19 protein-coding genes are annotated in these 17,996 nt (G+C 57.3%); 7 read left to right on the top strand and 12 right to left on the bottom strand.

Translation table 11 applies throughout. The annotated features are described in order from the left end of the window. Positions 1-14: 14 nt before the first annotated feature. Positions 15-692: a ribonuclease T gene (gene rnt, locus ACIPIN_RS05060; RefSeq protein WP_401116130.1), complete on the bottom strand. Its 678-nt coding sequence runs from the start codon at positions 690-692 to the stop codon at positions 15-17. After that, positions 689-1,735, bottom strand: a complete 1,047-nt coding sequence (gene pyrC / locus ACIPIN_RS05055) for a dihydroorotase (protein ID WP_401116127.1) — start codon at positions 1,733-1,735, stop codon at positions 689-691. The genes rnt and pyrC overlap by 4 nt, the downstream gene beginning before the upstream one ends. Before the next feature lie 156 nt (positions 1,736-1,891). Between pyrC and ACIPIN_RS05050 the strand changes: the two genes are divergently transcribed. Beyond that, positions 1,892-2,800 (top strand): OmpA family protein, encoded by a 909-nt coding sequence (locus ACIPIN_RS05050; protein WP_401116125.1) that lies wholly within the window; start codon positions 1,892-1,894, stop codon positions 2,798-2,800. A gap of 129 nt (positions 2,801-2,929) precedes the next feature. Then, positions 2,930-4,147 (top strand): argininosuccinate synthase, encoded by a 1,218-nt coding sequence (locus ACIPIN_RS05045; RefSeq protein ID WP_262113379.1) that lies wholly within the window; start codon positions 2,930-2,932, stop codon positions 4,145-4,147. Positions 4,148-4,343: 196 nt separating this feature from the next. Here the strand turns inward: ACIPIN_RS05045 and ACIPIN_RS05040 are convergent, their stop codons facing one another. Then, positions 4,344-5,099 carry a hypothetical protein gene (locus ACIPIN_RS05040; RefSeq protein WP_401116124.1) on the bottom strand — a complete coding sequence of 252 codons (756 nt, stop codon included), beginning with the start codon at positions 5,097-5,099 and terminating at the stop codon, positions 4,344-4,346. Between the two features lie 598 nt (positions 5,100-5,697). On the opposite strand from ACIPIN_RS05040, the gene ACIPIN_RS05035 reads away from it, so the two are divergent. Further along, positions 5,698-6,324, top strand: a complete 627-nt coding sequence (locus tag ACIPIN_RS05035; RefSeq protein ID WP_401116123.1) for a response regulator — start codon at positions 5,698-5,700, stop codon at positions 6,322-6,324. Positions 6,325-6,547: 223 nt separating this feature from the next. On the opposite strand, the gene ACIPIN_RS05030 is transcribed toward ACIPIN_RS05035, so the two are convergent. The 8 genes from ACIPIN_RS05030 to metG all read right to left on the bottom strand — a co-directional run bounded on the left by ACIPIN_RS05030 (position 6,548) and on the right by metG (position 13,719). Beyond that, entirely contained in the window at positions 6,548-6,727 is a 180-nt protein-coding gene (locus ACIPIN_RS05030; RefSeq protein ID WP_401116121.1) for a PA3496 family putative envelope integrity protein, read from the bottom strand. Positions 6,728-6,834: 107 nt separating this feature from the next. Further along, the gene (gene nth / locus ACIPIN_RS05025; protein WP_123425196.1) at positions 6,835-7,473 is read right to left on the bottom strand and encodes an endonuclease III; all 639 of its coding nucleotides are present in this window, start codon (positions 7,471-7,473) and stop codon (positions 6,835-6,837) included. Positions 7,474-7,498: 25 nt separating this feature from the next. Then, positions 7,499-8,089, bottom strand: coding sequence for an Rnf-Nqr domain containing protein (locus ACIPIN_RS05020; RefSeq protein WP_401116118.1), 591 nt, complete (start codon positions 8,087-8,089; stop codon positions 7,499-7,501). Next, positions 8,086-8,691 (bottom strand): RnfABCDGE type electron transport complex subunit G, encoded by a 606-nt coding sequence (locus ACIPIN_RS05015; RefSeq protein WP_401116115.1) that lies wholly within the window; start codon positions 8,689-8,691, stop codon positions 8,086-8,088. The genes ACIPIN_RS05020 and ACIPIN_RS05015 overlap by 4 nt, the downstream gene beginning before the upstream one ends. Further along, the gene (locus ACIPIN_RS05010) at positions 8,688-9,686 is read right to left on the bottom strand and encodes an RnfABCDGE type electron transport complex subunit D (RefSeq protein WP_401116113.1); all 999 of its coding nucleotides are present in this window, start codon (positions 9,684-9,686) and stop codon (positions 8,688-8,690) included. The genes ACIPIN_RS05015 and ACIPIN_RS05010 overlap by 4 nt, the downstream gene beginning before the upstream one ends. After that, positions 9,673-10,887 (bottom strand): electron transport complex subunit RsxB, encoded by a 1,215-nt coding sequence (gene rsxB, locus ACIPIN_RS05005; protein WP_401116110.1) that lies wholly within the window; start codon positions 10,885-10,887, stop codon positions 9,673-9,675. The genes ACIPIN_RS05010 and rsxB overlap by 14 nt, the downstream gene beginning before the upstream one ends. After that, positions 10,884-11,471 carry an electron transport complex protein RnfA gene (locus tag ACIPIN_RS05000; RefSeq protein ID WP_401116107.1) on the bottom strand — a complete coding sequence of 196 codons (588 nt, stop codon included), beginning with the start codon at positions 11,469-11,471 and terminating at the stop codon, positions 10,884-10,886. Before ACIPIN_RS05000 ends, rsxB begins: the two co-directional genes overlap by 4 nt. Positions 11,472-11,667: 196 nt before the next feature. Next, on the bottom strand, positions 11,668-13,719 hold the full coding sequence (metG, locus tag ACIPIN_RS04995; RefSeq protein ID WP_401116105.1) for a methionine--tRNA ligase: 2,052 nt from the start codon (positions 13,717-13,719) through the stop codon (positions 11,668-11,670). A 259-nt stretch (positions 13,720-13,978) separates the two neighbouring features. Between metG and apbC the strand changes: the two genes are divergently transcribed. Beyond that, on the top strand, positions 13,979-15,073 hold the full coding sequence (gene apbC, locus ACIPIN_RS04990; protein WP_401116102.1) for an iron-sulfur cluster carrier protein ApbC: 1,095 nt from the start codon (positions 13,979-13,981) through the stop codon (positions 15,071-15,073). 150 nt (positions 15,074-15,223) lie between these two features. On the opposite strand, the gene ACIPIN_RS04985 is transcribed toward apbC, so the two are convergent. Next, positions 15,224-15,982 carry an SDR family oxidoreductase gene (locus tag ACIPIN_RS04985; protein WP_401116100.1) on the bottom strand — a complete coding sequence of 253 codons (759 nt, stop codon included), beginning with the start codon at positions 15,980-15,982 and terminating at the stop codon, positions 15,224-15,226. Between the two features lie 165 nt (positions 15,983-16,147). Between ACIPIN_RS04985 and ACIPIN_RS04980 the strand changes: the two genes are divergently transcribed. The 3 genes from ACIPIN_RS04980 to ACIPIN_RS04970 all read left to right on the top strand — a co-directional run bounded on the left by ACIPIN_RS04980 (position 16,148) and on the right by ACIPIN_RS04970 (position 17,962). Continuing rightward, positions 16,148-16,879 carry a HugZ family protein gene (locus ACIPIN_RS04980; protein WP_401116097.1) on the top strand — a complete coding sequence of 244 codons (732 nt, stop codon included), beginning with the start codon at positions 16,148-16,150 and terminating at the stop codon, positions 16,877-16,879. A 66-nt stretch (positions 16,880-16,945) separates the two neighbouring features. Beyond that, the gene (locus ACIPIN_RS04975) at positions 16,946-17,422 is read left to right on the top strand and encodes an FxsA family protein (RefSeq protein WP_401116095.1); all 477 of its coding nucleotides are present in this window, start codon (positions 16,946-16,948) and stop codon (positions 17,420-17,422) included. 246 nt (positions 17,423-17,668) lie between these two features. After that, positions 17,669-17,962 (top strand): co-chaperone GroES, encoded by a 294-nt coding sequence (locus ACIPIN_RS04970; protein WP_008032125.1) that lies wholly within the window; start codon positions 17,669-17,671, stop codon positions 17,960-17,962. The last annotated feature ends 34 nt before the right edge of the window (positions 17,963-17,996 follow it).

Here is a 17,996-nt window from a genome sequence, read left to right as displayed (position 1 = left end):
ATCCAGCGACTGAATCAGTCGTTGAAATCTTCCCAGCCGCCCATTTGCTTCCAGCGATTGACGATGCCGCAGAACAGATCGGCCGTCTTCTCGGTGTCGTAGCGTGCCGAGTGAGCCTCGCGGCCGTCGAAGTCGATGTCTGCTGCCTGGCATGCCTTGGCCAGGACCGTTTGACCGTAAGCCAGACCTGCCAGCGTCGCGGTGTCGAAGCTGGAGAACGGGTGAAACGGATTGCGCTTCATGTCCAGGCGCGTGACGGCGGCGTTGAGGAAGCCCAGGTCGAAGCTGCTGTTGTGGCCAACCAGGATCGCCCGCTTGCAGCCGTTGGCCTTCAGAGCCTTGCGCACACCACGGAAGATGTCGGTCAGAGCCGTCTCTTCACTCACGGCCATGCGCAGTGGGTGATCGAGCTTGATCCCGGTGAACTCCAGCGCTGCGGCTTCGATGTTGGCGCCTTCGAACGGTTCTACACGGAAGAAGTAGGTGTGATCAGGGAACACAAAACCTTTTTCGTCCATGCTAATAGTCGTGGCGGCAATTTCCAGCAGGGCGTCAGTGGCACAGTTGAAACCACCGGTTTCAACGTCGACGACGACTGGCAGGTATCCACGGAACCTGGCTGCCATCGGGTGGCGTGAACCACCTCCGCCGCCATTACCGTCCTGTTCGTCGTCGAAATGGTCTTCACTCACGCGTGTTCCTCCAGCAGGCGCCAGCGCAGTTTTTCACCGGCGCGCAGCGGGATGACAGTCAGCTCGCCGAACGGCAGGCTGGTTGGGGCGGTCCATTCTTCGCGGACCAGGGTAATGCGATCGGAGTTCACCGGCAGGCCGTAGAAACGCGGGCCGTTGAGGCTGGCGAAGGCTTCGAGCTTGTCCAGCGCATTACGCTGTTCAAAGGCCTCGGCGTACATCTCGATCGCGGCATAAGCGGTGTAGCAACCGGCACAGCCACACGCGGCTTCTTTGGCATGCTGGGCGTGCGGGGCAGAGTCAGTGCCCAGGAAGAACTTCTCGCTGCCGCTGGTGGCGGCATCAAGCAGGGCGACCTGGTGTGTATTGCGCTTGAGAATCGGCAGGCAATAGAAGTGCGGACGAATCCCGCCCACCAGCATGTGGTTGCGGTTATACAGCAGGTGGTGAGCGGTGATGGTTGCGCCAACGTTGGCCGAAGCTTCGTTGACGAACTGCACGGCATCGCTGGTGGTGATGTGTTCGAACACCACTTTGAGCGTTGGGAAACGCTCCACGACCCGGCGCATGTGCTCGTCGATGAAGATTTTTTCGCGGTCGAAGACATCGACGTCGCCACGGGTGATTTCACCGTGAACCAACAAGAGCATCCCGACCTCGGCCATGGCCTCGATCGCAGGGAAGATCTTGTCGATGCTGGTGACACCAGAATCCGAGTTGGTGGTCGCGCCAGCCGGATAAAGCTTGGCGGCGTGAACGAAACCGCTGGCCTTGGCCTCGCGAATTTCATCGGGGGTAGTCCGGTCGGTCAGGTAGAGCACCATCAACGGTTCGAAACGGCTGCCGGCCGGGCGCGCAGCGAGAATGCGCTGGCGATAGGCGTCGGCTTCAGCGGCGTTACGCACCGGTGGTACCAGGTTAGGCATGATGATGGCGCGACCAAAGGTGCGCGCGACATCCGCGACAGTATTGGGCAACACAGCACCATCGCGAAGATGAATATGCCAGTCGTCGGGACGCAGCAGGGTCAGGCGGTCGGACATTGGGGATTCCAGGCGGGTCAAACTCAAGGGAATGCTACCGGAAAAGACTCATCCAGGCACTCGCTATCAAGTTTTGCAGCAAGCTTCCGATATGACAAAGGTATGCCGTAATCATGTGTATCGGTCTTTTTGTTGTAGAAGCCAGTGGAGCCTCCCGTGCGCCAGCGTTATTTAGCCTTGCTCAGCGTGTTTGCCAGCCTTCCTGCGATGGCGCTCACTTTCCAGACGCGTCTGGAAAGCATCGAGTGGACGGTCGAAGGCGACAAGTTCGAATGTCGCCTGATCCAGCCGATTACTGATTTCGGCTCGGGTGAGTTCGTGCGGCGCGCAGGCGAGCAGGCAACCTTTCGTCTGAAGGCTTACAACCCAATGATCGCGGGCGGTTCGGCGACCTTGCTGGCTGCCGAGGCGCCTTGGCAGCCTGGGCGTGGTGATATCAATCTGGGTTCGGTCAAAGTCGGCAGCGGCGAGGTGCTGTTCAACAGTTCGCAGCTCCAGGCCGGACGCCTTATTGGTGGCTTGATGGACGGGCGCAGTCCGTTGGTTCGTCATTACTCGCGCGATGGTGGGGTGTCGGAAGTCCGTTTGTTGCCGGTCAAATTCAGCAAGGCCTACGCCGATTACCAGGCGTGTGTCGCCAAGTTGCTGCCGATGAATTATGAGCAGGTGAAGCAGGCTGAGGTTGGTTTTCCGGGCGGAGGTATCGATCTGGACGCGCAAGCCAAAGCCAAGCTGCAGGTCATGCTGACATTCATGAAGGCCGACCCGACGGTCAATCACATTGAGCTCGATGGCCATTCCGATAACAGCGGCAATCGTCTGACCAACCGTGATCTGTCCCGGCGCAGAGCGCTGGCGGTGATGGACTTCTTCAAGGCCAATGGTATCCAGGAATCACAGATCACCCTGCGCTTTCACGGCGAACGTTATCCGTTGGCTCCCAACACCAACACCACCAATCGGGCCAAGAATCGCCGGGTCAACGTTCACCTTGAGCGCGTCGCACCCACCGACAAACCGGCCCCGCAAGTCAGTTCGACAGGCACCGCTGCGGCGACCTCCTGAACCGGCTGAAATCGTCGCTCGCTCGACATAATCTGTCGCTTCGTCATCATAAGCTGTCGCGCCACTGTAAATTATCCTCTCGCGGCGGTAGACTTCTCTGCTTTCCGTAGAACCCCGTGGAGTGATGGCATGGCGGACGTAAACAAGGTCGTTCTGGCGTATTCCGGCGGCCTGGACACTTCGGTGATCCTCAAGTGGCTGCAGGATACTTATAACTGTGAAGTGGTGACCTTTACCGCTGACCTGGGTCAGGGTGAAGAGGTCGAGCCGGCCCGCGCCAAGGCACAAGCCATGGGCGTAAAAGAAATCTACATCGACGATCTGCGCGAAGAATTCGTGCGTGATTTCGTTTTCCCGATGTTCCGCGCCAACACCGTTTACGAAGGCGAGTACCTGCTGGGTACTTCCATCGCTCGTCCGTTGATCGCCAAACGCCTGATCGAAATCGCCAATGAAACCGGCGCTGACGCCATTTCCCACGGCGCGACCGGCAAGGGCAACGACCAGGTTCGCTTCGAACTGGGCGCCTATGCGCTCAAGCCAGGCGTGAAAGTGATCGCTCCCTGGCGCGAGTGGGACCTGCTGTCCCGCGAGAAGCTGATGGATTATGCCGCGAAGCACGCGATCCCGATCGAGCGTCACGGCAAGAAAAAATCCCCGTACTCGATGGATGCCAACCTGCTGCACATCTCCTACGAAGGCGGCGTGCTGGAAGACACCTGGACCGAGCACGAAGAAGACATGTGGCGTTGGACCGTCTCCCCGGAGAACGCTCCTGACAAGGCGCAGTACCTGGAACTGACTTACCGCAACGGCGACATCGTTGCACTGGACGGCGTCGAAATGACCCCGGCTACCGTGCTGGCGACCCTGAACCGTATCGGTGGCGAACACGGTATCGGCCGTCTGGACATCGTCGAGAACCGTTACGTCGGCATGAAGTCCCGTGGCTGCTACGAGACCCCAGGCGGCACCATCATGCTGCGTGCTCACCGGGCGATCGAGTCGATCACCCTGGACCGTGAAGTGGCGCACCTCAAGGACGAGCTGATGCCTAAATACGCCAGCCTGATCTACACCGGTTACTGGTGGAGCCCGGAGCGTCTGATGCTGCAACAGATGATCGATGCTTCCCAGGCGCATGTGAACGGTGTGGTTCGCCTGAAGTTGTACAAGGGCAACGTGATCGTCACCGGTCGTAAATCCGACGAGTCGTTGTTCGACGCCAACATTGCTACCTTCGAAGAAGATGGCGGCGCCTACAACCAGGCTGATGCAGCCGGCTTCATCAAGCTGAACGCTCTGCGTATGCGCATTGCCGCAAACAAGGGCCGCAAGCTGTTCTGATGCTTTTGGTATGATCAGTAATTGTGGCCCCGCTTGTAGCGGGACCACAATTCGATCGAAGAATTCGTGTCTGGGTATTTGTATCCTGAATCTGCGTCACTAAGTCTGGGCCTTGATTGCCTGGATTGTCGGTACCTCCTTTCTGCTCTGTCTTTGTCAGAGACTATTTATTCTGTTGCTCGATGCGGGACAGGTATCAGTTCTGGCTGACGACTGTCATCGCCAATGTGCTCAAGTTATAAATCATATAAAGAGAGTCTTTGGACTCTGGTATTTTTGCATCTGATTTTTTGAGTGCTCTTTCGTTAATCAGATGTTCCGACTCGCCGCTCGTAAGAAATACGATCGTTTCACTGTGGCTGTGTTTTCTCAAATAGAGCGTTGTCATCAAATTGCCGAGATCTTTCTTTTTTCGTATCCATCGGGCATCAATGATCCGCATGCCGTGCATCGAAGCAGGTAAAGGAACTTGGTGCCGGGTGAACTGATTAGCGATAAACGTTATATAGGCGGGTGGGTCTTGCGCGCTCTGAAGCAGATAGTCGGGTTTACCTCGCTTGAATGTGGATTTTACAGAGGAGTGGCTGTGTAGTTCGTCAAACTGGGCGTGAGCGCTTTCCTTGATAGAGTTCGGTTGATTATCCTTTTCAATAGGGTCGTTGATGGAGGTTTTTTTGTTTTTTTCTGGCCGGGCAGAGTCGTCGATGACTTTTATAAACTGCTTGCTTTTTTGAAAGTCAGAAGGTGCATACAATGATTTGTAGTTGAAGTTTAGTGTGATAAAGAACAGGAAGAGCAGGTAAAAAGGAAAGCTGATCAGAAACCAGATGTAAGTCTGGCGCTCCTGGTTGTCGAGGAAGGGCAACGATACAGCCGCCGACGTTTCGGAGAGTGCCGCGAATATCGCAATTATAGTCATCGGGTTGGTTATTTTCTTTTGAGGTTTTGTCATTCTGATTGCTCGTTAAAAGTGTTCTCTAGTGGATTCCTTATGGGCGAAAGATGTTAAGTGATGGTGGTTGTATAGTGTGGATTGATCACTGACTGTAAAGCGGTTTTTGGATCGCTCTGCTTTGCAGTTTTATCATTATTTAGAGTGGTTCAATAGCTTTCTTTTAGTGTGATTTATCTGGGTGTCGAACGTCAGTTTTTTTATATCCTTGGAGGCTCGGGAAGGTAAGTGAATGTTTGAGATTGCCGGGTGGCGCGCTGGCGGTTTTGCGGGTTTTTGTTTGGTATCAGTTTGGAGCTGGAACTCACCGGTTATTTTTGATAATAGACCAGTGTCCCAGACTTGCCGGGATAGATTGCATGCTGCCAGATAATTTTCTTCGATGCCCGCTGAAGAAAACAGTTTGCCAGAGGAGGGTATGATCTCGAGTAAACTTTAAGAGACATAGTTTTTTATGAGTTCTTGTAGGGCGAATCCTTGTTTTTTGTAGGGATTGTCTCTCGGTGTGGGTGGTTGGGGTGGGCAGCATCCCAAGGGCGAAACGACTACGCTATTGTGCGAGCTCTAAAAATTCGAACAGCGAAAATTGGACTTGCCCATGAATAAAGTGCTGATCGTGGATGATCACCCCGTCATTCGTCTTGCTGTACGTATGCTAATGGAACGTCATGGCTACGAAGTTATTGCTGAAACGGACAATGGTGTAGATGCATTGCAACTTGCCCGTGAACATATGCCGGATATAGTGATACTGGATATCGGTATTCCGAAACTCGATGGCCTGGAAGTTATTGCACGCTTGACCTCGACCGCCATGCCTTTGAAAGTACTGGTCTTGACTTCGCAAGCCCCCGGACATTTTTCAATGCGTTGCATGCAGGCGGGGGCTGCCGGGTATGTCTGCAAGCAGCAGGATCTCACCGAGCTGCTCAGTGCAATCAAGGCTGTACTGTCCGGGTACAGTTACTTTCCAAATCAAGCCTTGCACTCGGTTCGCTCAAGTTTGGGGAATGCGAGTGAAGCAGACATGGTGGATCGTCTGTCTGGAAGGGAGATGATGGTTTTACAACAGTTGGCCCGAGGCAAGACCAACAAAGAAATTGCCGATGGAATGTTCCTCAGCAATAAAACCGTCAGTACTTACAAAACGCGTCTGCTATTAAAGCTCAATGCTCGCTCGCTGGTTGACCTGATCGAGCTTGCGCAGCGTAATGGTCTGGTTTGATTCTCTCGGGGCGAGTAGTGTCTTGCGCATGGAAAACGCTTGAAGGTAAGCGCAGATCTGGTCGGATCTCGAGCCACCAGATGGCTTGCCTTGATGTCACGGCCGCTCTGGATCCATTGAGCCAGTGAGCGTTGCTCCAGTGATTGATGAGGTGCGGTGTGCGACTTTTTTGCAGCGGTTGAGGGCTTGGTGAAAAGCCTCCATTTCGGGAGGCTTTCAGGTGTTAAAGGTCAAAATCGTAATCGGCCAGTTGCTTTTGCAAGCGGCGCTCCTCCAAGAGATTATCGATGGTGCGACGTTTGCTCAGGTTGGTCTTCGCTACCTCTACCACAGGCTCGGCATCATCGGCCTCGGCAGCGATGAAGTCGTCTTCTGTGTCCAGTTGTTCTTTGCCAGTGCTCATAAGGTTAACTCCAGGCTAAGACTGCCATTGGCGCCTCTTATATCGACAATCTCCTGGCGGGTAAAAAAGATTTTTTCAATCGGTAAATCAATAAAAGCAATAGAACCTCAATCGTCAGAGGTCTTTTGCTTGTATTCGCACAGGTCTTCGATCCGACAGCTGCCACAGCGGGGCTTGCGGGCCAGGCAAACATAACGTCCGTGGAGGATGAGCCAGTGATGTGAGTCGAGCAGAAACTCCTTGGGAACGAACTTCATCAGTTTCTGTTCCACCTCGACGACATTTTTGCCTGGCGCTAAACCTGTGCGATTACTGACCCGGAAAATATGCGTGTCAACGGCCATGGTCAGTTGACGGAAAGCCGTGTTGAGCACCACGTTCGCAGTCTTTCTGCCTACCCCAGGCAGCGCTTCCAGTTCCTCACGGGTTTGCGGTACTTCGCCGCCATGAAGCTCTACCAGCATTCGGCAGGTTTCGATGACGTTTTTTGCCTTGCTGTTGTACAGGCCGATGGTCTTGATGTAGTCGGACAATCCTTCTACACCGAGCGCATGAATCGCTGCCGGCGTATTGGCTACCGGAAACAGTTTGGCGGTGGCCTTGTTGACGCCCACGTCAGTGGACTGAGCAGAAAGAATCACTGCGATCAACAGTTCGAAGGGCGACGAGTAGGCCAGTTCGGTTTTCGGTTCCGGATTGTCCTCGTGAAGCCGACGGAAAATTTCCAGGCGTTTTGCGGCATTCATGGGTAGAGCATTTCCTTCAAGGCGGTCAGTGTGAGGTTGAGGCGCCAGGCCAGGCTTGTTTGGCGGCTATGAGCAGTCCCAGCAGGATAAACCCGCCAGGAGCGATGACGGCCAGTCGTATGCCGCCGTCTGCGGACAATAGCCAACCCTGCCAGTTCGATTCTGTAAGTCCGGTCAACCAGGACACATGGCTGGCGAAAGACCCGCTGCCAAAACCTTCGCGCACTAAACCGAGCGTAATCATCAGCCCCAAAAACATACCGTACAAGCGAATCCGGTCGATCATGCCTGCCTGGGTGAAGAAGCCGTTGTACTCCAGCGCGACGCACTGCAGGGCAATCAACCCTACATAAAATCCCAGATGTTGGTGCAGTTCAAAGGCCCAGGCCTGCAATGCCAATGCTGCGAGGCTGGTCAATGTGGCGGCGAGCGCAATGCTGGTGATCAACTGCATGGACGGAACGATCCGCGGCCGCAACACACTCATCTTCAGGCCGTAAACACCAATGACCAGCAGCGACAGCAGCGACAGACCCAAGGCTTTTACCAGGGAGTCGCTCGCGCCGATCAACGGGGTCAATATCAGCGAGTTCTGCAGCATCGAGGACTGCTTCATTGTCCGCTCCCGATCAGCTGTGGCTGATGCTCGTCGAAATAGCGTAACGCATCATGGATCGCACTGATCACTGCTCTGGAAGTGACGGTTGCGCCGGTCAACTGGTCGAATTGCCCCTGATCTTTTTTCAGCGCCCAGCCGCTGTCGCCAGGGTCATTGCGCGACTTGCCGAAAAAAACCTGTAGCCAGGGGTTGGGCTGGTCGGCGATTTTTCCACCCAGCCCCGGTGTTTCCGATTGCTTGAGGGTTTTCACACCCAGCAGCTTGCCGTTGATGTCGATCACGATCAGCAGTTCGATTGCGCCTTCGTAGCCGATTGTCTGACTTCGCAGAATAACGGCGCTGGGCTTACCGCCCGCAGTTGCCAAATAACCGCCCAGCAATGTGCTTTTGCTCAGCTCGATACCTTTGAGCGCGAGTGGCTGGTCCAATGGCTGATTGTCGTAGCTGCCGGCTGGCAGCATGTCGAAGAGCCTGCGGCTTTCAATCAAGCGCTGTTCAGCCGATATCCGCGGTGCGGTGGCGTGTTGCAGGAAAAATGTCGCGCCTGCACCCAATCCGGCCACGACCACCAGCATCAGCACACTGAGATTGCGGTTCATGGCGTACGAGGCTCAGGTTGTGCAGTAGCGAGGCGTTCCAGGGCCGGTACGCAGAGATTCATCAGCAGTACCGCAAAGGCCACCCCGTCGGGATAACCGCCCCAGGTTCGAATCAGGTAGGTCAGCAGGCCGACGCCCACGCCGAACATCAGCCGGGCTTTGGGACTCTTTGCCCCGGATACCGGTTCGGTCACGATAAAGAATGCTCCGAGCATGCTCGCGCCTGTCAGCAAGTGAAAGAGCGGGGAGCCGTGGGAGTCCGAACCCGAGCCGTTCCAGCACAGCAGGCTGATGACGAACAGACTGCCGAGCATGCCGGCCGGCGCATGCCAACTGAACACTCGTTGCTGCAACAGAAACGCACCGCCCGCGAGAAAGGCCAGGTTTACCCATTCGACGCCTTTACCGCCAACGTGGCCGAACGCCGGGTTGCCGGCGAAGAGTTCGTCCATGGTCAGGCTTTTGTTGATTCGCAGGCTATCCAGCGCCGTGGCCGTCACCCAGGCGTCGGGCTGTTCGATACCGCTGAAATTGAAACCGAAAATCTGTTGCAGGCCGGCGAGCAGGTTCATCCCGTGGGACGTCGGCCAGTGGGTCATCTGTCGTGGAAAACACACCAGTACCAGCGCAAAACCGAGCATGGCCGGATTGAATGGGTTTTTGCCCACGCCGCCATACAGGTGCTTGCCGAAAAACATCGCAAATGCCGCAGCGCTGACGGTCAGCCACCACGGGCAATAAGGCGGCAACGCCAGCGCCAGCAAGGTGGCACTGACCAGCGCGCTGCCGTCGCTCAGCGTTGGCTTGATCGGATACCTGCGCAAGCGCAGTACCGCGGCTTCAACTGCTAGCGCGCTGCCGCAGGCCAGCAGCAGATTGATCAGAACGCCCCAGCCAAATAACCAGAACAACATCAGCATGCCCGGCACGGTGGCCAATAAAACCCGCTTCATCGCCTGTTGCAGGCGATCATCGACCGGCTCAAGGGGCGACATAGGCGTTCACCTGACGCTCGGCTTCGCAGAGCCTTTCGCGGGCCTTGGCCAAGAGTTCCGCCGGTGTATCCGGGCCTCGCTCAAGCTTGCTGACGTCGGCGCGAGCGTAAGCCAACTCGGTTTTCAGTTGCCGCAGATGAGCGTCGATGGGGCGTTTTTCGACGCGCACAAGGTCCGGCACCGGTTGCCCGCTTGCGCCTTCGGCATCGTGCAGTGCTTGTTCTGCTTGAGCCAAGGCAGCGCCGAGCGCCTCCAGTTGCTCGGCCGGGGCTTCGCTGGTCTGGGCTTTTTTCAGTTCGGCGCGACGCATCGCCAGCTGGATTTTCGCGCGTTTGAGTTCGGCATCCTTGGCCGGTGCCGGCACTTGCACGGGAGCGGCCGGCGCAGCGCTTTCGAGTTGCGCCAGGGCCTGTTCGGCGGCTTCGAATTGCTGCTGCAAAATGATCAGCTGCGACTGCTGTTCGAAGGTTGGTGGATGCCCGAAAGCCTTCAGCGATTTGTTCAGTTGCGCCCGGCTCATTGCCACATCGATCTTGGCTTTTTTCAGCGCGGCATCGGCGGCAGCAGCTTTCTGTGCCTGAACCCGGGCAATCGCGTCCTGCAGTGGATTGTTACTGGCTTCGCTGTGCTGTGCGGCTTTTTGTGCGCGGGCCAGTCGTTCGGCGTGCTTTTGCTCTTCTTCACGACGCAGGCGCGCATTGCGTTGTTCGAAGCGCTGTCGGGCGTGGTCGCGTTTGGCGTTGCGTGCTCGTTGTTCTTCGAGCGTGAAGGCCAGGCCTCCGACAATCGGCAGAACGTTTGCCAAGGGCAATGGGTGCATTTCGATGCAGTCCACCGGGCACGGCGCCACGCACAGATCACAGCCGGTGCATTCGTCGATGATTACCGTGTGCATCAGTTTTGCCGCACCGACAATCGCGTCTATCGGGCAGGCCTGAATGCACTTGGTGCAGCCGATGCATTCGGCTTCGCGGATAAACGCAATTTGCGCGGGGGCCGAGCCACGGCTGACGTCGAGTTCCAACACCGGGATTTTCAGCAGTTCGGCCAGCGCCGAAATGGTCTCGTTGCCACCGGGCGGGCACTTGTTGATCGCCTCGCCACTGGCAATGCCTTCAGCGTAGGGCTTGCATCCGGGGTGGCCGCATTTACCGCATTGGGTCTGTGGCAGGAGCGCGTCGATGCGTTGAATCAGACTCATGTTTTGATCAGTCCGCTGAAACCGAGAAATGCCACTGCGATCAATCCGGCGCTGATCAAGTCGATCGGCAGGCCACGAAAGGGCAGGGGCACATCGTTATTGAGAGTGCGCTGACGCAGGTCGCTGAACAGGCTCAGCACCAGCCAGAAACCCAGCCCGGCGCCGAGACTCAGCGCTGCGTGATAGCCAAAACCTTTATCGTTCTGCATGCCGAGCAGGCTTAGCCCGAGCACGCCCGCGTTGCCCAGCAGCAATGGCCACAGTCCGCTGAACGGCAACTGCGGCAGGGCTCGCGCCAGCATATTCAGCACGGGTGTGATCAGCAGCACGCTCAAGGGCAAAAACACAAACAGGTGCAAGGACGCCAGCCCCAGCGGTATCAGCAGCCAGTGATAGGCCGCGTAACCCAGCAGGCCGCTGAGCAGCATCAGGCAGGTGGTCGCAATGCCCAGGGCGTGTACCTGGCGCCGTTCGACGGCAGCCTCACGCGTCGACTGCAACAACGGATCGACGCCCAGCGGCCAGTGCAATATGAAGTTATTGATCAGTGCGGTGCTGATGAGCGTGAGCAGAATGTCGGTCATGGGCGTCCATATACACGCGCTGTTGATGGCTGCTGAGTAACTCTGTAGGAGCTGCCGAAGGCTGCGATCTTTTGATCTTAAAAAACAAGGTCAAAAGATCGCAGCCTTCGGCAGCTCCTACGACAGTATGGGCCAGACATGAAAATCCCACAGTCATGCCGGGCACGACTGTGGGATCGGTTCAGCAGGTCGAGCCTTACTTGATGCGCTGACCTGGCTTGGCGCCACTGTCCGGGCTCAGCAGGTAGATTTCTTCGCCGCCAGGGCCTGCCGCCATAACCATGCCTTCGGAGATCCCGAAGCGCATTTTGCGTGGCTTGAGGTTGGCGATCATCATCGTCAGGCGACCTTCAAGCTTGGCCGGGTCCGGATAAGCGCTCTTGATGCCGGAGAATACGTTGCGTTGCTCGTCACCGATGTCCAGGGTCAGGCGCAGTAGCTTGTCCGCTCCTTCCACGGCTTCGGCCTTGAGGATCAGGGCAACCCGCAGGTCGACAGCGGCAAAAGTATCGAACTCGATCTCTGGCGACAGCGGATCCTTGGTCAGTTCGCCGTTACCTTGGGGGGCGGCATCGCCGGTGTCGGTCTGGCTGGCGGCCAGGTCTTCTTTCGAAGCATCGGTCATGGCTTGCACCTTGACCGGGTCGATGCGGGTCATCAGCGGTTTGAACTCGTTCAGCTGATGGTTGCTGAGCAGGGTCGCGTGATCGTTCCAGGTCAGTGGTGCGACGTTGAGGAACGCCTCGGCGTCGGCGGCCAGCAACGGCAGCACGGGCTTGAGGAAAATCACCAGTTGGCGGAACAGGTTGACGCCCAGTGCGCAGATCGCCTGGACTTCGTCTTGCTTGCCTTCCTGTTTGTTCAGCGACCATGGCGCCTTGTCGGCGATCCAGGCGTTGGCACGGTCGGCCAGGCCCATGATCTCGCGCATGGCGCGGGCGAAATCGCGAGCCTCGTAGGCGTCGCAGATGCTCGGCGCGGCGGCCAGGAACGCTTCGGTCAGTTCTGGCGCGGCATTACCAGCCACCAGCACGCCAGCGTTGCCTTTGTGGATGAAGCCTGCGCAGCGGCTGGCGATGTTGACGACTTTGCCGACCAGGTCGGAGTTGACCTTCTGCACGAAGTCTTCGAGGTTCAGGTCCAGGTCGTCGACGCCACGGCCGAGCTTGGCGGCGTAGTAGTAACGCAGGTATTCGGGCGACAGATGGTCCAGGTAGGTCCGGGCCTTGATGAAGGTGCCACGAGACTTGGACATCTTCTGACCGTTGACGGTCAGGTAGCCGTGTACATTGATGCCGGTCGGCTTGCGGTAGCCCGCGCCTTCAAGCATCGCCGGCCAGAACAGTGCGTGGAAATTGACGATGTCCTTGCCGATGAAGTGGTACAGCTCGGCGGTGGAGTCCTTGGCCCAGTACGCGTCGAAGTCCAAATCCTGCCGACGTGCGCAAAGGTTCTTGAAGCTCGCCATGTAGCCGATCGGCGCGTCCAGCCAGACGTAGAAATACTTGCCTGGCTCGTCCGGGATTTCGAAACCGAAATACGGCGCATCGCGGGAGATATCCCACTGTTGCAGGCCGACATCCAGCCATTCGGCGATCTTGTTCGCGACCGCGTCCTGCAGGGTGCCGCTGCGGGTCCATTCCTGCAGCATTTGCTGGAAGTCCGGCAGCTTGAAGAAGAAGTGCTGGGAGTCCTTGAGCACCGGTGTGGCGCCAGAGATCGCTGACTTCGGATCTTTCAGGTCGGTTGGCGCGTAAGTAGCACCGCATTTTTCGCAGTTGTCGCCGTACTGGTCTTCAGTGCCGCACTTCGGGCAGGTGCCTTTGATGAAGCGGTCGGCCAGGAACATTTTCTTTTCCGGGTCGAAATACTGCGTGATCGAGCGCGTGGCGATGTGCCCGGCGTCGCGCAGCTTCAGGTAGATCTGGCTCGACAGCTCACGGTTTTCTTCGGCGTGAGTGGAGTGGAAGTTGTCGAAGTCCACCAGGAACTCGGCAAAGTCGGCGCTGTGTTCAGCCTGGACGTTGGCGATCAGTTGTTCCGGGGTGATGCCTTCTTTTTCTGCGCGCAGCATGATGGCCGAACCGTGGGCGTCGTCCGCGCAGACGTAAGTGCATTGATTGCCGCGATGCTTCTGGAAGCGCACCCACATATCGGTCTGGATGTACTCAAGCATATGGCCAAGGTGGATTGAACCATTGGCATAGGGCAGGGCGCTGGTGACGAGGATCTTGCGTGGCTCGGACATGGGGCTCGGCTACTTGATGAAACGGAGGTCGGCCACTATAAAGCGCCGGCGCATATTTTTCACCCTGTGGGCCTGTTTCATTGGATGAGCAACCGGGGATGCCGAAAAGATCGCAGCCTGCGGCAGCTCCTACAAAAACAACGGGATACGCGAGCCCCGTAGGAGCTGCCGAAGGCTGCGATCTTTTGGGCATCCCGTCGAACCACCAGAACAGGTACGATACCTGTCTGATTTTCCAGTCTTGTTATCGGAGTTGCCCATGAGCGCCGTCAATCGCGCAGCGGTGGAAGCCGTCCTTCGCCAGTACACCGACCCTTACCTGAACCAGGACCCTATCAGCGCCGGTTGCCTGCGCAGCATCGACATCCAGGGCGACCGCGTCAGCGTTCAGCTGGAACTGGGCTACGCCGCCGGTCTGTTCAAGAGTGGCTGGGCGCAGATGCTGCAAATGGCTATCGAAGGCCTGGATGGCGTGACCTCGGCCAAAGTCGAGATCACCACTGTGATTGCGGCGCACAAGGCTCAGGCGCAGATCCCGGGTTTGGCCAACGTTAAAAATGTGGTCGCGGTGGCGTCCGGCAAGGGCGGTGTGGGCAAATCCACCACGGCTGCCAACCTCGCGCTGGCCCTGGCCCGTGAAGGCGCCAAGGTCGGGATTCTCGACGCCGATATCTATGGCCCGAGCCAGGGCATCATGTTCGGCATCCCGGAAGGCACCCGACCAAAGATCAAGGACCAGAAGTGGTTTGTGCCAATCGAGTCCCATGGCGTTGAAGTCATGTCCATGGCGTTTCTGACCGACGACAACACGCCAATGGTCTGGCGCGGTCCGATGGTTTCCGGTGCTTTGCTGCAACTGGTGACGCAGACCGCCTGGAGCGACCTGGACTATCTGGTGATCGACATGCCGCCAGGCACCGGTGACATTCAGCTGACCCTGGCGCAAAAGGTCCCGGTGGCCGGTGCGGTGATCGTCACTACGCCGCAGGACCTGGCGTTGCTGGACGCGCGCAAAGGCGTGGAGATGTTCCGCAAGGTCAACATTCCGGTACTCGGCGTGGTGGAAAACATGGCCGTGCACATCTGCTCCAACTGCGGTCACGCCGAGCATCTGTTCGGTGAAGGTGGTGGTGAGAAGCTGGCCAACCAGTATGGTGTCGAGCTGCTGGCATCGTTACCGCTGTCGATGCTGATTCGCGAGCAGGCCGACGGTGGCAAGCCTACGGTGATCGCAGAACCCGAAAGCCAGATCGCCATGGTTTACCAGGAACTGGCCCGTCACGTCGGTGCGCGAATCGTCTTGCAGGAAGCTGTCGCACCCGCGATGCCGAACATCACCGTCAGCGACGATTGAAAATGAGCGGCTGTCGAAGCCGCTCATTTGAAATGCCATTTAATGTGGGAGCGGGCTTGCTCGCGAAGAGGGCGTGTCAGTCAACGTTGATGTTGTTTGACACACCGCTTTCGCGAGCAAGCCCGCTCCCACATTTGTTTTGCGGTGGCCTTAGATGCGCAAACCGCCATCCATTTCGAGGATCCGGCCGGTGTAATAGTCGTTCTCGAAGATGTACGCCGCCGAATGGGCGATTTCTTCGGGCTTGCCCATGCGCTTGAGCGGAATCCCGGACGTCATTTTCTCCAGCGCTTCAGGCTTCATGCCCAGGGTCATTTCGGTTTCGATGAAGCCTGGAGCGATACCAGCCACGCGAATGCCGTAGCGCGCCAGTTCCTTGGCCCAGGTCACGGTAGCCGCAGCGACACCGGCCTTGGCGGCGGAGTAGTTGGTCTGGCCGACGTTACCGGCGCGGGAGATCGAGGAGATGTTGACGATCGCGCCGCCGGTCTTCAGCTCGACCATCTTCGCCGCTACTTCACGGGTGCACAGGAACACGCCGGTCAGGTTGACGTCGATCACTGCCTGCCATTGGGCCAGGCTCATCCTGGTCATTTCGCCGTCCTTGACCTTGATCAGCAGGCCATCACGCAGTATTCCGGCGTTGTTGATCAGGCCGTGGATCGCGCCGAAGTCTTCAGCAACCTGGGCGACCATGTGGGTCACCTGTTCTTCATTGGCGACGTTGCACAGGTAGGCGCGAGCCTCGACACCGGCGGCTTTGCAGGCAGCGACGGCCAGGTCGAGTTTTTCCTGGTTGAGGTCGACCAGTGCCAGTTTCGCGCCCTTGGCGGCGAAATACTCGGCCATCGAACGGCCTAAACCCTGGCAACCGCCCGTGATAATGATTACTTTGTCAGTGAGTTGCATTCGCATGCCCCAATAGCAGGTCAGAGTGGTTTCCTTTTAGAGCGCCTCTCGATCTGCACCTGATGTGGCCTGGCTGCACATGAGAACTGCCCCGATGGCGTTGCTGGAACTTTGCCCCAGGTGCCTGTCCGTTTTTTCGACGGATTCTATATAAGGAGTCATAAATTGAGCGTTGAAGCTGCCAAGCATGCCCGAGAATTGCTGCTCAAGGAATACCGCGGAGTGCTTTCGACGCACTCCAAGGCGATGCCCGGTTTCCCGTTCGGTTCGGTGGTTCCTTATTGCCTGGACGAGCAGGGTCGGCCGCTGATCCTGATCAGCCGGATCGCCCAGCACACCCACAATCTGCAAAAAGATCCCAAATGCTCACTGCTGGTGGGTGAGCGTGAGGCTGAAGATGTGCAGGCCGTCGGTCGTCTGACCTACCTGGCCGAAGCGGAAAAGATCGAAGACGAAGCAGCGATCGATGCCGCCGCCGAGCGTTATTACCGCTATTTCCCGGACTCGCAGAGTTATCACAAGGCGCATGATTTTGACTTCTGGGTACTCAAACCGGTCCGTCATCGCTACATCGGCGGTTTCGGTGCGATCCACTGGGTCGACCAACTGATCCTGGCCAACCCGTTCGCCGGCAAGGCTGAAGTGAGCATGGTCGAACACATGAACGCCGACCACGCCAAAGCCATCGCCCATTACGTCGACCTGGCCGGGTTGCCGAAAACTTCGCCTGCTCAATTGGCGGGTATCGACAGCGAAGGGATGCACCTGCGTATTGGTCAGGGGCTGTACTGGTTGCCGTTCCCGGAGGTTTGTAATACGCCGACACAAGTACGCGAAGCCTTGGTTTTACTGGCTCACGCCGAGCATTGGCCGAAAAATGCAGTGACTGACGCTTGAAATCACGAAACGGTGACGTCATCTAAGTTCTACTTGCAAGGCATTCTTGCGTTGAGGAACCATTTGATGCGCCCTTTTTTGTTGCTCTTTCTGCTGTTCCCGGTGTTGGAGCTGTTCGTATTCGTCAAGGTCAGCGCGGCCATCGGGTTTTTTCCGGCGCTGCTGCTGATCATTCTCGGCTCGATGTTCGGCGTGTTCGTGCTGCGTATCGCCGGTCTGGCCACCGCATTGCGCGCTCGTGAAAGTCTGAACCGTGGTGAGTTGCCAGCCCAGACCATGCTCGAAGGCCTGATGCTGGCCTTGGGTGGCGGTCTGTTGATCCTGCCAGGCTTTATCAGCAGCGTGATCGGTCTGATCATGACGTTGCCGCTCACCCGTCGGTTGCTGGCCAACACGATGCGCAAGCGCGCCGAAGAACAGGCGATTCGTCAGCGTGCCTTCGCCGATGATCTGCAACCGCGTGGTGGCCCGGCTCCGCGTCAACCGCTGGGGCGTGAGCCGGACGTGATCGAAGGCGAGTTCGAGCACCGCGATTCCAAATAACCGCTTCACTCACACGGCACCTTTGGGTGCCGTGTTCGTTTCTGTGGTCAGTACCGTAAAAAATTTCACTGCCCAGCCCTTGTAATAAGCTTATGCGCCCTTATGTAACGGTCACCGCAAGGTTTCTGGTGAAGATCACCAGACAGACTTCCGCGGTTCGCTTTGCGAACCGCAACCGGCAACGCCGGAATTTAACCCGCCGGGATTACACCGGCCGCTGAAAACCACAATTAGGAGAGATCGACAATGAAGCTTCGTCCTCTGCATGACCGCGTCGTCATCCGTCGCAGCGAAGAAGAAAAGAAAACCGCTGGCGGTATCGTTCTGCCAGGTTCGGCTGCTGAAAAAGCCAACAGCGGTGAAGTCCTCGCTGTCGGTACCGGCCGCGTGCTAGACAACGGTGAAGTGCGTGCGCTGGCCGTGAAAGTGGGTGACAAGGTTGTGTTCGGCCCGTACTCCGGCAGCAACACTGTGAAAGTCGACGGTGAAGACCTGCTGGTAATGGCTGAGAACGAGATTCTCGCTGTTATCGAAGGCTGATTTCCGCTCAATTTCCCGCTACTACAAAGTATTT

The organism is Pseudomonas sp. NPDC087697, from assembly GCF_044743155.1.
GTDB lineage: Bacteria > Pseudomonadota > Gammaproteobacteria > Pseudomonadales > Pseudomonadaceae > Aquipseudomonas.
Note: the sequence above shows the minus strand (reverse complement) of the source record. Positions and strands in the feature narration are given on the sequence as shown.